This is a genomic window from Streptomyces sp. NPDC058051, assembly GCF_042885475.1.
GTDB lineage: Bacteria > Actinomycetota > Actinomycetes > Streptomycetales > Streptomycetaceae > Streptomyces.
Genome location: NZ_JBHVRW010000008.1, coordinates 277,676 through 293,596 on the forward strand (window position 1 = coordinate 277,676; position 15,921 = coordinate 293,596).

A 15,921-nucleotide genomic window follows, 5' to 3' on the forward strand; every position below is an offset into this window, starting at 1 on the left:
TCGGTGGCCATGTGCGTGTCCTTCCGCGTTCGCTCAGGCCAGGCCGAGCTCGTTGTCGATGAACTTGAGCACGTCGTCGGCGCTCGCGTCCTCCAGCTGTTCCGCGACGTCGGACTTCTCGGTCCGGGTCCGCTTCCGCCAGCCGGACAGCAGTTGTTCCAGCCGTGCGGTGATCTCCTCCGTGCTGCCGTCCTCGGCGGCCATGCCGGCCATCGCCGCCTCGATCCGGTCGAGTTCGCCGAGCAGCAGCTCCTCGGCGGACCGGGTCGGCGGCGCGATCTCGGCGAGCAGGTGGTCGGCCAGCACCACCGGCGTCGGGTGGTCGAAGACCAGCGTCGCCGGCAGCCGGAGCCCGGTGACGGCCCTGAGCCGGTTGCGGAACTCCACGGAGGTCAGCGAGTCGAAGCCGATCTCGTTGAACGCGTGCCCCGGGTCGACGGACTCGGCGCCGGGGAAACCCAGCACCGCGGCCACATGGCTGCGCACCAGCTCCAGTACGGCTGCCGGCCGCTCGCCCTCCGCGAGCGCGGCGAGCCGATCGGTGAGGGACTCGGCCGCACCCGCGCCGGAGTCCAGGACCCGCCGCGAGGGCGCTCCGACGAGCCCGCGGAACAGCGGGTGGACCGCGCCCCGTTCGGCGGCCGCGCGCATCACCGCGAGATCGACGGGGACCGGCACGAGAGCCGCCTCGTCGGCGGCGAGCGCCCGGTCGAACAGCGCCATGCCCTCCTCCGGTGACAGCGCGCCCATGCCGGTGCGGCTGAGCCGGGCGAGGTCGGCCTCGTCGAGATGGCCCGTGATGCCGCTGCCGGCCCCCTGATCCCACAGCCCCCATGCCAGCGAGGTCGCGACGCGACCGGTGGCGCGGCGGTGCCGGGCGAGTGCGTCGAGGAACGTGTTGGCGGCGGCGTAGTTGCCCTGTCCCGCGTTGCCCAGCACACCGGCCGCGCCGGAGTACAGGACGAACTCGGCGAGATCCAGGTCCCGGGTCAGTTCGTGCAGGTTGACCGCGCCGTCGACCTTCGGCCGCAGCACTCGCTCCACCTGTTCGGGCGTCAGCGAGGTGACGATGCCGTCGGCGAGCAGCCCCGCGGTGTGCACGACACCGGTGAGCGGGTGCTGCCCGGGAATCGCCCTCAGTACGTCGGCGAGGGCGGCGCGGTCGGCCGCGTCGCAGGCGACCACCCGGACCGTGGCGCCGAGTGCGGTGAGCTCCTGCTCCAACTCGTCGGCGCCCGCGGCGTCCCGGCCGCGGCGGCCGGCCAGCACCAGGTGGCGCACCCCGTGTTCGGTGACCAGGTGGCGTGCGGCCAGCCCGCCGAGCGCGCCCGTACCCCCGGTGATGAGCACCGTGCCGTCCGGTTCGAGAGCGTGCGGCACCGTCAGCACGATCTTGCCGATGTGCTGGGCCCGCGCGACGAAGCGGAACGCGTCCCGCGCGCGGTGCAGCGGCCAGGTCCTGAGGGGCAGCAGCGACAGCGCACCCTTGTCGAACAGGGACATGACCTCGGTGAGGATCTCCCCGATCCGCCGGCCGGGCAGCAGGGCCAGGTCGAAGCTCTGGTACGCAACGCCGGGATGCGCCTGCGCGACCGTGCCCGGGTCGCGCAGGTCCGTCTTGCCCATCTCGACGAACCGCCCGCCGCGCGGCAGCAGGCGCAGCGACGCGTCCACGAAGTCGCCGGCCAGCGAGTTGAGCACCACGTCGGCGCCCCGGCCGTCACTGGCGGTGCGGAAGGACTCCTCGAACTCCAGCGTCCGGGAGGACGCGATCCGGGCGTCCGGGACGCCGATGTTCCGCAGCGCGTGCCACTTGGCGGGGCTCGCGGTGCCGTAGACCTCGGCACCCAGGTGCTGGGCGAGCTGTACGGCCGCCATGCCGACGCCGCCCGCGGCGGCGTGCACGAGCACCGACTCCCCCGCGGTGAGTCCGGCCAGGTCGACCAGGGCGTAGTACGCGGTGGCGTAGGCCATGGGCACGGACGCGGCGTCGGTGAACGACCAGGTGTCCGGGATGCGCACGAGCTGCTCGGCGTCGGTGACCGACGACTTCCCGGACCCGCCGAGGAAGATGCCCATCACGCGGTCGCCGGGCGCCAGGTGTGTCACGTCCGGCCCCACCTCGACGACGACGCCGGCTCCCTCGCCGCCCATCGGGACGTCGCCGGGGTACATGTCGAGCGCGATCAGGACGTCGCGGAAGTTCAGGCCGACGGCGCGCATGGCGACCCGGACCTTGCCCGGTCCCAGCGGTCCGCCGTCCTCGGCCGGTGCCAGGATCAGGTTGTCCACGGTCCCCCGGGTGCTCACGTCGAGCCGCCAGTTGGCCGCTCCCGGGGGCGGCACCAGGCCGTCGCCGGGCGGACCGAGGCGGTCCAGCCGTGGAATGTGCACCGCGCCGGCGCGTACGGCGAGCTGTGCCTCGCCGGTCGCGAGGGCCGCGGGCAGTACGTCGCGGGACGCCGGTTCGTCGTCGAGGTCCACCAGCACGAGTCGGCCGGGGTTCTCCGCCTGGGCCGAGCGGACCAGGCCCCAAAGGGCTGCGTCGACCAGGTCGGCGGGGCCCGCCTCGCCGACGGCGGCGACCGCGCCGCGCGTGACCAGGGCCAGGCGCGAGGACTCGAACCGCTCCTCGGCCAGCCACTCCTGTACGAGTGCGAGCGTGTGGCACGTGGCCTCGTGCACCGCACCGGCGAGATCGGCGGCCTCCCGGGACGCGGTGAGCTCGACGGCGACCAGTGCGGGCACGTCCTCCCTCGCGGCGAGTGCGCCGAGGCCGCCGTGCTCGACGAACTCCGGCGCGGTCGCCCCGTCGGTGGTGGCGCTCAGCGGGAGCGGGTGCCACTCCACGGTGTACAGGGAGTCGTTGGCCTTGCCGGAAGCCGCGGCGGGCTGCTCGGTGGGCAACGGGCGCATCACGAGCGACTCGATCTCCGCGACGGGCGTGCCCGTCGGATCGCTGACGCTCAGCGCGAACCTGCCGCTTCCGCCGTCGGACAGCCGTACGCGTACGGCTGTGGCGCCGGTGGCGTGCAACCGTACTCCTGCCCAGCTGAAGGGGATTTGGGGGCCGGTGCCTCCGGCGGCTCCGAGCGCGATCGTGTGCAGGGCCGCGTCCAGCAGGGCCGGGTGCAGGCCGAAGCGGTCGGTGCCGTCGGTGCCGTCCGGCAGGGCGACCTCGGCGTACAGGTCCGTGCCGGACGTCCAGGCCGCCCGGAGCCCCTGGAACGTGGGCCCGTAGGCCATGCCCACCTCGGCGAACCGGTCGTACACGCCGGTGACGTCCAGGCGTCGCGCCCCCTCGGGAGGCCACGGGCCGGCCGGTGCGGACGGCGCGGCGTCGTACGGGTCGACGGCGAGCGACCCGGTGGCGTGCCGGGTCCACGGCGCGTCCGGCGCGGTGTCCTCGTGCCGCGAGTGGATGGTGAGGGTGCGCCGGCCGTCGTCGAGCGCGCCGACGCCGATCTGGAGCGTCACACCGCCCCGCCCGGGGAGTACGAGCGGCGCCTCGATCGTCAGCTCCTCGACGAGGGAGCAGCCTGTCTCGTCCCCGGCGCGGATGGCCAGGTCGGTGAACGCGGTTCCCGGGACCAGTATCCGGCCGCCGATCACATGCTCGGTCAGCCACGGGTGGGTGCGGGCGGAGATACGCCCGGTCAGCACGACGGTGTCGCTCCCGGCCATGCCGACCGCCGCGCCGAGCAGCGGGTGCGTGGACCTGCGCAGGCCGACGGTGGTCACGTCCCCGGCCGTGGGCCCGCCGCTCGGCAGCCAGAACCACTCGTGCTGGAAGGCGTGGGTCGGCAGGTCGACGTGGTGGGCGGGCTGTCCGAAGTGGGTGGTCCAGTCGACCCGCACACCGCTGGTGTGCAGGTGGCCCAGTGCCGCCACGAAGGTGTGGTTCTCGTCGCGGTCCTTGCGCGCGGTGGGCACGACCACGGCGGTCTCGTCCAGGCTCTGCTCGGCCAGCCCGGTCAGTACGCCGTCCGGTCCCGCCTCGACGAAGACCGAGGCGCCCGCGTCGCGTGCGGCGCGCACGCCGTCGGCGAAGCGGACCGGCCGGCGCACGTGCTCGACCCAGTAGGCCGCGTCGGTCAGCTGCCCCTCGACGGCGAGTTGTCCGGTCACGTCGGACACGATCGGGATCGACGGCTCGCGATAGGTCAGCCGGGCGGCGATCTCCCCGAACTCGGCGAGCATCGGGTCCATCAGCGGCGAGTGGAACGCGTGGCTGACCCGCAGCCTCCTGGTCCGCACACCGCGCTCGGCCAGCGTCGCCGCGATCCGGTCGACCGCCTCCTCGGCGCCGGAGACGACCACCGATCCGGGTGCGTTGACCGCGGCGACAGCGACCTCGTCGGTCAGCAGCGGCAGTACGTCCTCCTCCGGTGCGGCGACCGAGATCATCGCTCCACCGGTGGGCAGTGCCTGCATGAGCCGGGCGCGGGCGGCCACCAGGGTGCACGCGTCCTGGAGGGAGAGGACGCCGGCGACGTGCGCGGCGGCAATCTCTCCGATGGAGTGTCCGACCAGCACGTCCGGGGCCACCCCGTAGGACTCCAGCAGCCGGTACAGGGCGACCTCGTAGGCGAACAGCGCCGGCTGGGTCATGCCCGTGCCGTCGAGCTGCGCCGCCGGGTCCGAGCCGGGCTCGGCGTACATCACGTCCCGTACCGGGTGCGGCAGCAGCGGATCGAGTACGGCGGCGGTCTCCTCCAGTGCTTCGGCGAACACCGGGAACGTCTGCGCCAGCGCGCATCCCATGCCGGGCCGTTGGCTGCCCTGGCCGGTGAAGAGGACGGCGAGCTTTCCGCCCGTCGCGGCAGTGCCCCGGAGCACACCGGGCTCGCTCCTGCCGTCCGCGAGTGCGTCGAGGCCGGCGATGAGTTCGGCCTTGTTCGCGCCGACGACGACACCCCGGTGTTCGAACAGGGTGCGGGTCGCCACTGTCGCGGCGCCCACGGCGGCGAGGTCGATGTCCGGGTTCGACGCGAACGCCGCCCGCAGCCGGGCGGCCTGGGCGCGCAGCCCGTCCGCACTCGGGGCGGAGACCGTCCAGGGCACCACGGGAAGGCCGGCGCGGGCCGTGCCGGCTGCGGCCTCCTGGGTGGTGGGGGCCTCCTCCAGGATCACGTGGGCGTTGGTGCCGCTGATCCCGAAGGAGGACACGGCGGCGCAGCGAGCGCGGCCCGGGTCCTCCCACTGCCGTGCCTCGGTGAGCAGGTCGACGGCGCCCTGGGACCAGTCGACGTGCGGGGAGGGCTCGTCGACGTGCAGGGTGCGGGGCAGCACCCGGTGGCGCATCGCCATGACCATCTTGATCACACCGGCGACACCGGCGGCGGACTGGAGATGGCCGATGTTGGACTTGATCGAACCGAGCCACAGCGGGTTGTCGGCGGGCCGGTCCTGACCGTAGGTGGCGATCAGCGCCTGGGCCTCGATCGGGTCGCCGAGCGTGGTGCCGGTGCCGTGCGCCTCGACGACGTCGACGTCCGCCGTGGACAGGCCGGCGTTGGCCAGTGCCTGCCGGATCACCCGCTGCTGCGAGGGGCCGTTGGGTGCGGTGAGGCCGTTGCTGGCGCCGTCCTGGTTGATCGCCGACCCGCGCAGGACCGCGAGGACCGGGTGGCCGTTGCGGCGCGCGTCCGACAGCCGTTCGAGCACCAGCATGCCGACGCCCTCGGACAGAGCGAATCCGTCGGCCGCGGCGGCGAAGGACTTGCACCGCCCGTCTCGGGACAGCGCGCCCTGGCGGCTGAACCCGACGAACCCGGCCGGGGAGCACATGACCGTGACGCCGCCGGCCAGCGCCAGCGAACAGTCCCCGTTCCGCAGCGCGTTGGCCGCCAGGTGCATGGCGACCAGCGACGACGAGCACGCGGTGTCCACCGTGACCGCGGGGCCTTCCAGTCCCAGGGTGTAGGAGACGCGCCCGGACACGACGCTGCTGAGCGTTCCGGTGACGAGGTGTCCTACGGACTCCTCCGGAACCTGGTCGGCCCCGCCCCTCCCGTAGTGCTCGAACGTGGCGCCGACGTACACGCCGGTCCGGCTGCCGCGCAGGGAACCCGGGTCGATCCGTGCGTGCTCGACCGCCTCCCAGGAGGTCTCCAGCAGCAGTCGCTGCTGGGGGTCCATGGCGAGGGCTTCACGGGGGCTGATGCCGAAGAGGCCGGGGGCGAACCGGCCCGCCGTGTGGACGAAGCCACCCTCGCGTACGTACGAGGTGTGTGGCCGGCTCAGATCCGGGTCGTAGATCCCGTCGACGTCCCAGCCGCGGTCCTCGGGCAGGGCCGAGATCGCGTCGGTGCCGTCGACGACGAGTTGCCAGAGGTCGTCCGGGCCGGTGACCTCGCCCGGGACGCGGCAGCTCATGCCGACGATGACGACCGGGTCGTCGGCCGACGACTGCACGACAACACCGTTGCCGTCGGCCTGGTCCTGCGTGCCGAGGATCTCCGAGGACAGGAGCGCGGCCACGGCCTTGATGTTCGGATGGTCGAAGACGACGGTCGTCGGCACCCGCGCCCCGGTGGCGGTCTGCAGCCGGGTGCGCAGTTCGACCGCCGACACGGAGTCGAAGCCCAGGTCACGGAACGCGCGGTCCACCTCGACGTCGGCCGGGTCGCTGTGCCCGAGCACCGTCGCGACCTGTTCACGCACCAGGTCGACGAGCAGCCGGTCGCGGTCGGACTCGCCGAGCGGGAGGAGCCGGGCGCGCAGCGGGGAGGCGTCGTCCTCGCCCGCGGTCCCCGGGCGCACCTCCGACTCGATGATCCGCGCCACTTCGGGGACATCGGCCACCAGCGGCCTGTTCCGCGCGGCGGTGAACAGCGGGAAGAACCGCTCCCAGTCGATGTCGGCGACGACCAGGTGGGTCTCGTCGTCGGCCAGGGCCTGCACCAGGGCGTCGACGGCGCGGTCCGGTGCCATGAAGGGCAGACCACTGCGGCGTGCGTCGCCTTCGTCGAGCAACGCGGTCATGCCGCCGTCGGAGCCGGACCAGAACCCCCAGGCGACGGCCGTGCCGGGGAGCCCGCGGCCCCGCCGGTCGACGGCGAGCGCGTCGAGGAAGGCGTTGCCGGCGGCGTACGCGGCGTTGTTGCCGCTGCCCCACACACCGGCGCCCGAGGAGAACAGCACGAAGGCGTCGAGTTCCCGCTCGGTGAACACCTCGTCGAGCACGGACGCACCGGTGATCTTGGCGCGGACGGCGTGGGCGAGCTCGTCGTGGCCGAGGGCGTCGAGCCGTCTCATGTGCGGTACGCCCGCCGCGTGGAACACCGTACGGATCACGTCACCGCCGGCCTCGATCCCGCGGACCAGTGCGGAGACCGCTTCGGTGTCGGCGACGTCGCAGGCGGCGAGCGTGACCCGCGTACCGCTGCTCTCCAGTTCCGCGACCAGTTCGGCGGCGCCGGGCGCCGCAGGGCCCCGACGACCCGTCAGAACCAGGTGTGCGGCGCCGCTCCGGGCGAGGCGGCGCGCGATGTGTGCGCCGAGCCCGCCGGTCCCCCCGGTGATCAGGGTCGTCTCCCGCGGGCGCCAGGTGCCCGGGGCTCCGGTCCTGCGGGGGGCGCGGGTCAGCCGGCGGGCGAAGATCCCGGACGTGCGGATGGCGACCTGGTCCTCGTCACCGATCCCGGCCAGTACGGCGGCGAGACGGGTGCGGGCGCGGGTGTCGATCGTCTCCGGAAGGTCGACCAGGCCGCCCCAGCGGTCGGCGTGCTCCAGCGCGTGGACCCGGCCCAGGCCCCAGACCGTGCTCTGCGCGGGAGCCGTCAGCCGGTCGGTGCCGCCGACCGACTCGGCGCCGCGTGTGGCGAGCCACACGGGCGAGGTGATCCCGGCGTCCCCGAGCGCCTGGAGCAACGACAGGGTCTGCGCCGGTCCGGGGCTCGCCGGCGCGAGCAGAGACAGCACACCGGCCGGTGCTGCCTGCGTCGCGTGGCCCCGCAGCGTCCGGGTGATCAGGTCGCGGTCGTGTTCGCCGCCGAGTGCGACGACGCACACGTCGGCCCCGTGCTCCTGGAGCGCGGTCAGCGCGTCCGAGACCAGTGCGTCCGTCTCGGCGGCCACGATCCACCAGGTTCCGGTGAGTTTCGGGGCTGCGGTGGTGAGGGCGAGCGGCGTCCAGGTGACGTGGTAGCGCCAGGAGTCGATGACGGAGCGGTCCTGTCGGCGGCGGCGCCAGGAGGACAGCATCGGCAGGACCTCGGCCAGCGGTGACCCGTCCTCGATGCCGAGGGTGCCGGCGAGCGCGCCGACGTCCTCGCGCTCGACGGCTGCCCAGAAGCCCGTCTCGTCCGCCTCGGCCGGGGAGGCGGTCACCGGTGCGGTCTGCGGCTCGGCCCAGAACCGTCGGCGTTGGAACGCGTAGGTGGGCAGCTCGAATCCGCCGAGTGCGACGCCCGAGAAGTAGGTCGTCCAGTCGACGCGGACACCGCGGGTGTGGAGCCGGCCGAGCGCGTCGATGAGGAAACTCGCCTCGTCGCGGTCCTTGCGTACCAGCGGAACGAGCACGGCGGACTCGTCCCCGGCGTGTTCGAGGGTCTGCTCGGCAAGGCCGGTCAGCACGCTGTCCGGACCGATCTCGACGAACGCGGTGGCGCCGGCCGCACGCGCGGCGGTCACCATGTCGGAGAACCGGACGGTTCGGCGGACGTGGGCGACCCAGTACTCCGGGTCGTCGACCGGCCCGGTGTCACCGGACAGGAGCGGGATGGCCGGTGCCTGGTAATCCAGGGACTGCGCGACCTGGCGGAACTCCGCCAGCATCGGCTCCATGAGCGGTGAGTGGAACGCGTGCGAGACACGAAGTTCCCTGGTCCGTACGGACCGTTGGGCCAGCAGCGCGGCGACCTCGCCGAGCGCGTCCGCCGCGCCCGACAGGACCACCGAGGCCGGCCCGTTGACCGCGGCGACCCCGACTCCGGGGCGGTTCTCCAGCAGCGGCAGCACGTCGGCTTCGGCGGCGGCCACCGCGAGCATCGCGCCGCCGCGGGGAAGCTTCTGCATCAGGCGGGCGCGGGCGGCGACCAGGGTGCACGCGTCGTCGAGGGAGAGCACCCCGGCCACGTGTGCGGCCGTGATCTCGCCGACCGAGTGGCCGGCCAGCATGTCGGGCGCCAGCCCGAACGTGGCCGCCAGCCGGAACAGCGCCACCTCGAACGCGAACAGCGCGGGCTGCGTCATGCCGGTCTCGTCGAGCGCGGCGGCGAGGTCGGAGCCCGGATCGGCGAACATCACCGCGCGCACGGGGTGGGCGAGCTTCGGGTCAAGTACCCGGCAGACCTCGTCCAGGGCCTCGGCGAAGGCGGGGAACGCCTCGGCGAGTCCTCGGCCCATACCGAGCCGCTGACTCCCCTGGCCGGTGAACAGGAACGCCAGCTTTCCGGCCGTTCCGCTGCCGGTGGTCACGCCGGCGGGGCGCTCGCCCTCGGCGAGCGCGCGCAGGCCGTCCAGCAGCTCGTCGCGGTCCGTGCCGGAGATCACCGCACGGTGGTCCAGGACCGTGCGGGTCGTCGCGAGTGCGGCACCCACCACGTCGGCCGGGGTGTCCTGTCCGGACAGCCGGCTGAGCAGCCGGGCCGCTTGGGCGGGCAGCGCGTCCCAAGTCCGTGCGGACAGCAGCCACGGCACGACCGGCGGCGCCACCGAGGCGTTCCCGGCCTCGGTCCCGGTCTCCGCCTCTGCCTCTGCCTCGGGTGCCTCTTCCAGGATCACGTGCGCGTTGGTGCCGCTGAACCCGAACGAGGAGACGCCGGCCCGCCGCGGCCCGTCGCCGCGGGACCACTCCCGTGCCTCGACGAGCAGTTCCACGTCACCCGCCGACCAGTCCACGTGCGGGGACGGCTCGTCCGCGTACAGCGTGCGGGGCAGCACACCGTGCCGCATCGCCATGACGGTCTTGATCACTCCGCCCACCCCGGCCGCGGCCTGGGTGTGGCCGATGTTGGACTTCAGCGAGCCGAGCCAGAGCGGGCGCCCCTCGGGACGCTCCTGCCCGTATGTCGCGAGCAGGGCCTGTGCCTCGATCGGGTCGCCGAGCGTCGTGCCGGTGCCGTGCGCCTCGATCATGTCGACCTGGGAGGCCGACAGGCCGGCATCGGCCAGCGCCTGGTGGATCACGCGCATCTGCGACGGACCGTTGGGCGCGGACAGCCCGTTGCTGGCACCGTCCTGGTTCACCGCACTCCCCCGGAGCACGGCGAGCACCTGATGCCCCTTGCGGCGCGCGTCCGACAGCCGTTCGAGTACGAGCACGCCGACGCCCTCGGCCCAGCCGGTACCGTCCGCCCCCGCCCCGAACGACTTGCACCGGCCGTCGGGCGAGAGCCCGCGCTGCCGGCTGAACTCCACGAACGTGCCCGGCGAGGCCATCACGGCCACGCCGCCGGCCAACGCGGTCGAGCACTCGCCTCGCCGCAGCGAGCTCGCCGCGAGGTGCAGCGCCACCAGCGACGACGAGCAGGCGGTGTCGACCGAGACGGCGGGGCCGTTCAGGTCGAGCGTGTACGCGACCCGGCCCGAGATGACGCTGCCGAGCGCCTCACTGCGAACGTAGTCGTGGTACATGACCCCCACGAACACCCCGGTACGGCTGCTGCGCATCGACACCGGGTCGATGCCGGCCCGCTCGAACGCCTCCCACGACGTCTCCAGGAACAGGCGCTGCTGCGGGTCGGTGCCCAGTGCCTCGCGCGGGGACATGGAGAAGAACCCCGGGTCGAAGTCGCCCGCGTCGTAGAGGAATCCGCCGTTGCGGGTGTACGAGGTCTCCGGGTGCTCCGGGTCCGGGTGGTACAGCTCGTCGCCCCAGCCACGGTCCGTCGGGAACTCCGCTATCGCGTCCACTCCACCGTCGACCAGCTGCCACAGGTCCTCCGGAGACGTGACGCCTCCGGGGTAGCGGCAGGCCATGGAGACGATCGCGATCGGCTCGTGGTCCCTGCTCTCGGTCTCCCGCAACTGCTGTCGTGTCTGGTGAAGTTCGGCCGTGACGCGCTTCAGGTAATCCCGGAGCTTGTTCTCATCTGCCATCAGGAATGCAACCCCTCGTTACCTGGATCAACTGTCAAGTTCGTTGTCGATGAGGGCGAACATCTCGTCGTCGCTCGCCGATTCGATCTGGTCGATGACGCTGCCGGGCGTCTGGGCGGCGTCGCTGAGGCCGGCCAGGATGTCCTTGAGGCGCGCGGTGATCCTGCCGCGGGCCTCACTGTCCGCACCGGCCCGCGAGACCGAGGTCTCGATGCGGTCCAGTTCCGCGAACAGCCGCAGCACCCCGGCCTCCTCGTCGACCGCCCCGTCGAACTGGCTGACCAGGTGGCCGATCAGCGCCGCCGGGGTCGGGTAGTCGAAGATCAACGTCGCCGGCAGGCGCAGGCCCGTCGCGGTGTTGAGCCGGTTACGGAGCTCGACGGCCGTGAGCGAGTCGAACCCGACGTCCTGGAACTGCTGCTCCGGGGCGATCGCCGAGCCGTCGGCGAAACCGAGGGTGGCGGCCACCTGACCGAGCACCAAGTCCGAGAGCAGCGCCTCGCGTTCGGCCGCCCCGAGTGCGGCCACCCGGTCGGCGAACGCCGCGGCGTCCGCCTCGCCGGAAGCCGCCCGCCGGACGGCACCACGCACCAGCCCCCGGAACATCATCGGCAACGCGTCGCCCGCGCCGCCCAGTACGCGCAGGTCGAGCTTGACCGGCACGAGCACGGCGCGCTCGTGCGCCGGCGCGGCGTCGAAGAGCGCGAGCCCCTCGGCCACCTCCAGCGGCGAGATCCCGGACCGTGCCATCCGGCCGAGGTCCGCGTCGCTGAGGCGCTGCGCCATGCCCTCGTCGTTCGTCCACAGGCCCCAGGCCAGCGAGGTCGCCGGCAGGTGGTTGGCCCTGCGGTGCTGCGCGAGTGCGTCGAGGAACGTGTTGCCCGCCGCGTAGTTGCCCTGGCCCGCGCCGCCGAACACACCGGCCACCGAAGAGAACAGTACGAACGCGGACAGGTCCAGTTCGCGGGTCAGTTCGTGCAGGTTCCAGGCCCCGTCCACCTTCGGCCGCAGTACGGCGGTCAGCTGCTCCGGGGTGAGAGTGGCGATCGTGGCGTCGTCGAGCACGCCCGCGGTGTGGACCACGGCGGTGAGCCGGTGCCCGTCCGGCACCGAGTCGATCAACGCGGCGACCGCGGAGCGGTCGGTCACGTCGCATGCCGTGATGGTCACGGCGGCGCCGAGCGCGGTCAGATCGCTGCGCAGTCCGGCCGCTCCCGGCGCGTCCTCGCCCCGCCTGCCGGCCAGCAGCAGGTGCCGGACCCCGTGTTCGGTCACGAGGTGGCGGGCAAGGAGCGCACCGAGTCCGCCGGTTCCGCCGGTGATGAGCACGGTGCCGTCGGGGTTCAGCCGCGGCATCACGGCGTCGGAGGGTGCTGCGGCGGCGCGGGCGAGCCGCGGAGCCCACACCTGGGCCCCGCGCACCGCGAGCTGCGGTTCACCCGATGCGAGGGCGCCACCGACCGCCTCGGCGGTCACCGCACCGTCCGCATCGAGCAGCACGACGCGATCCGGATTCTCCACCTGTGCCGCACGCACCAGGCCCCACACAGCGGCCTGGTCCGGTGCCACGTCGTCCTCCGGCGCCACGGCGACCGCGTTCCTGGTCACCAGCACCAGCCGCGCCTTGGCGAACCGGTCCTCGGCCAGCCACTCGCGCAACAGCGCCAGCGTCTCCTGAGCGGCGGCGTGCGCGGCCGCGTCCGTGTCCGCGGGAGCAGCCGCAGCAGCCGTGCCCGGTGCGGCGTCGTGCTCGCCGACCGTCGCCAGGACCCAGCCGCTGCCCACTTCGGAGAGGTCCGCGAGTTGCGGGCCGCGTCGAGCCGACAGGCCCGGCAGACCGTCACCGATGACGGTGAGGTCGGTGACGCCCTCGCCGCCGGCGACGGTGGTCCAGTCGATCTGGAACAGGCTGTCCCGGCGACCGGTGTCGCCGACCGCCCCGACGGCAACCGGCCGCATCACGAGCCGGTCGACCTGGATCACCGGAGCGCCGGTGGGGTCCGCGGCCGCGAGCCGCAGCGTCCCCCGTGCGCCCGCCGAGCCCACCCTGACCCGCAGCCGGGTCGCGCCTGCGGCGTGCAGCACCACCTGGTTCCACGAGAACGGCAGGTTCGACTGACCGGGTTCGGCCTCCTCAAGGAAGTCGCCCAGCCCGACCGCGTGCCACGCGGCGTCGAACAGAGCGGGGTGCAGGCCGAACCGCTCGCCCTCCGCGGTCGCGCCTTCCGGCAGTGCGATCTCGGCGAAGACCTCGTCCCCTCGACGCCATGCCGCGGTGAGGCCCTGGAACACCGGTCCGTACGCCACTCCCCGGCCGGTCATGTCCGCGTAGAAGCCCTCGACATCGACGGCCTCCGCGTCCCTGGGCGGCCAGACCGTCAGATCCAGGTCGGGCGTCGGCAGCGCGGGAGCGAGCACACCTTCGGCGTGCTGAATCCACTGCTCGTCGACTCCGGCGTCCGGTCGCGAGTAGATCGCGACGCTGCGCCGGGCGTCCGTGCCGGTGGCGCCGACCACGACCTGCACCTGCGTGCCGGCCTGCTCGGCCAGCACCAGGGGCGCCTGCATGGTCAGTTCCTCCACGACCGGGCACGCGCCCTCGTGCCCTGCCTGGACCGCCATCTCCACCAGCGCGGTTCCCGGCAGCACGATGGTCTCGCCGACCCTGTGGTCGCCCAGCCAGGGCTGCGTGGCCGCCGCCAGCCGCCCCGTGCAGACGATGCCGTCCGAGTCGGGGGACGGTATGACGGCGGAGAGGAGGGGGTGCTCGACCGCATCCAGTCCGGCGGCCGAGATGTCCTGCACGCCCGCGGTGCCGTTCAGCCAGTACCGCTCGTGCTGGAAGGCGTAGGTCGGCAGGTCGACGTGGGTCGTCGCCGTTCCGAAGTACGCGCTCCAGTCGACCGGAACCCCGGCGGTGTGGAGCCGGCCCAGCGCCTCCATGAACGCCTGGGCCTCGTCGCGGTCCTTGCGCGCGGTCGGCACGACCACGGCGACCTCGTCCAGACTCTGCTGGGCCAGCCCGGTCAGGGTTCCGTCGGGCCCGACCTCGACGAAGAACGAGGCGCCCGTGCTCCGGGCGGCGGTGACGCCGTCGGCGAACCGGACGGCCTGACGGACGTGATCGACCCAGTAGGTGGGGTCGGTGAGCTGTCCGGTGGTGGCGAGCTGTCCGGTGAGGTTGGAGATCACCGGAATCGACGGCTCGCGATAGGCCAGCGACGAAGCGACCTGCCCGAACTCCTCCAGCATCGGCTCCATCAACGGCGAGTGGAACGCATGGCTGACCCGCAGCCTGCGCGTCCGTACCCCGCGCTCACCGAGCACCGCGCCGATCTCGTCGACGGCGTCCTCGGCACCGGAAATCACCACGGAAGCGGGCCCGTTGACCGCCGCAACACCCACACGGTCATTCAGGAGGGGAAGCACATCGGCTTCGGGTGCCGCGACGGCGAGCATCGCCCCACCCGTAGGCAACGCCTGCATCAACCGCGCCCGGCCCGCCACCAACGCACACGCATCATCCAGCGAGAACACACCCGCCACATGCGCGGCCGCGATCTCACCGACCGAATGCCCCACCAACACATCCGGCACCACACCGTACGAGTCCAGCAACCGGAACAACGCCACCTCGAACGCGAACAACGCCGGCTGCGTCATCCCCGTCTCATCCAGCCTCACCGCCAGACCCGAACCCGCCTCCGCGAACATCACATCCCGCACCGGATACGGCAGCAACGGGTCAAGAACCCCGGCGATATCAGCCAAGGCTTCGGCGAACACCGGGAACGCCTCCGCCAACGCCCGACCCATCCCGGCCCGCTGACTGCCCTGACCGGTGAACAGGAACCCCAGCCGGCCACCGGAGCCGGCGCCGGTGACGACACCGGCCCGGTCCTCACCGGCAGCCAAGGCACGCAGCCCTTCGATCAACTGCGCGTGGTCCACGCCGACGACCACGGCTCGGTGGTCCAGCAGCGTCCGTGTGCCGTGCAGCGTCGCACCCACGACACCGGCATCGATATCCGCCTCGGTCAGGTACGTGGCCAGCTTGTCGGCCTGTGCGCGGAGGGCGTCCGCGCTGTGCGCGGAGACCACCCACGGCACGACCGGCAGGTCAGGCGTAAGGGGCTCGACCGCGTCGGTCACGGGCGGTTGCTCGATGACCACATGGGCGTTGGTGCCACTGATACCGAACGAGGAGATACCCGCGCGGCGCGGTCGGCCGCTCTCCGCCCACTCCCGTGCCTCGGTCAGCAGAGCGAGACCGCCCTGCGCCCAGTCCACATGCGAGCTGGGCGCATCCACGTGCAGCGTCTGCGGCAGCACACCGTGCCGCACCGCCATCACCATCTTGATCACACCCGCCACACCAGCGGCGGCCTGCGTGTGCCCCATGTTCGACTTCACCGAACCCAGCCACAACGGAGCCTCGGCAGGCCGGTCCTGACCATACGTAGCACTCAGAGCCTGTGCCTCGATCGGGTCACCCAACGTCGTCCCCGTGCCGTGCGCCTCCACCGCGTCCACATCCGACGCCGACAGACCCGCGTTCGCCAGCGCCTGCCGGATCACCCGCTGCTGCGACGGACCGTTCGGCGCCGTCAGCCCGTTGCTCGCACCGTCCTGATTCACCGCCGAACCACGCACCACCGCCAACACGCGGTGGCCGTTGCGGCGAGCATCCGACAGACGCTCCACCAACAGCACACCGGCACCCTCGCTCCACCCCGTACCGTCCGCACCATCAGCAAACGCCCGGCACCGCCCATCCGGCGACAACCCACGCTGACGCGAGAAGTCCACAAACGTGCTCGGCGAAGCCATCACCGTCACACCACCGGCCAGCGCGAGATCACACTCACCCGACCG

The 15,921-nt window shown here is 72.9% G+C and carries 2 protein-coding genes; both read right to left on the minus strand.

The features are described 5' to 3' along the window. Positions 1–33 precede the first annotated feature (33 nt). Entirely contained in the window at positions 34–11,046 is an 11,013-nt protein-coding gene (locus ACFVUT_RS16250; protein ID WP_389670968.1) for a type I polyketide synthase, read from the minus strand. Positions 11,047–11,073: 27 nt separating this feature from the next. Next, a partial coding sequence (locus tag ACFVUT_RS16255) for an SDR family NAD(P)-dependent oxidoreductase (RefSeq protein ID WP_389670970.1) occupies positions 11,074–15,921 on the minus strand: 4,848 nt, incomplete at its 5' end.

Bases quoted from the DNA above. Each gene is read 5' to 3' on its own strand.
- ACFVUT_RS16250 (WP_389670968.1), bottom strand. From the start codon at position 11,046: ATGGCAGATGAGAACAAGCTCCGGGATTACCTGAAGCGCGTCACGGCC.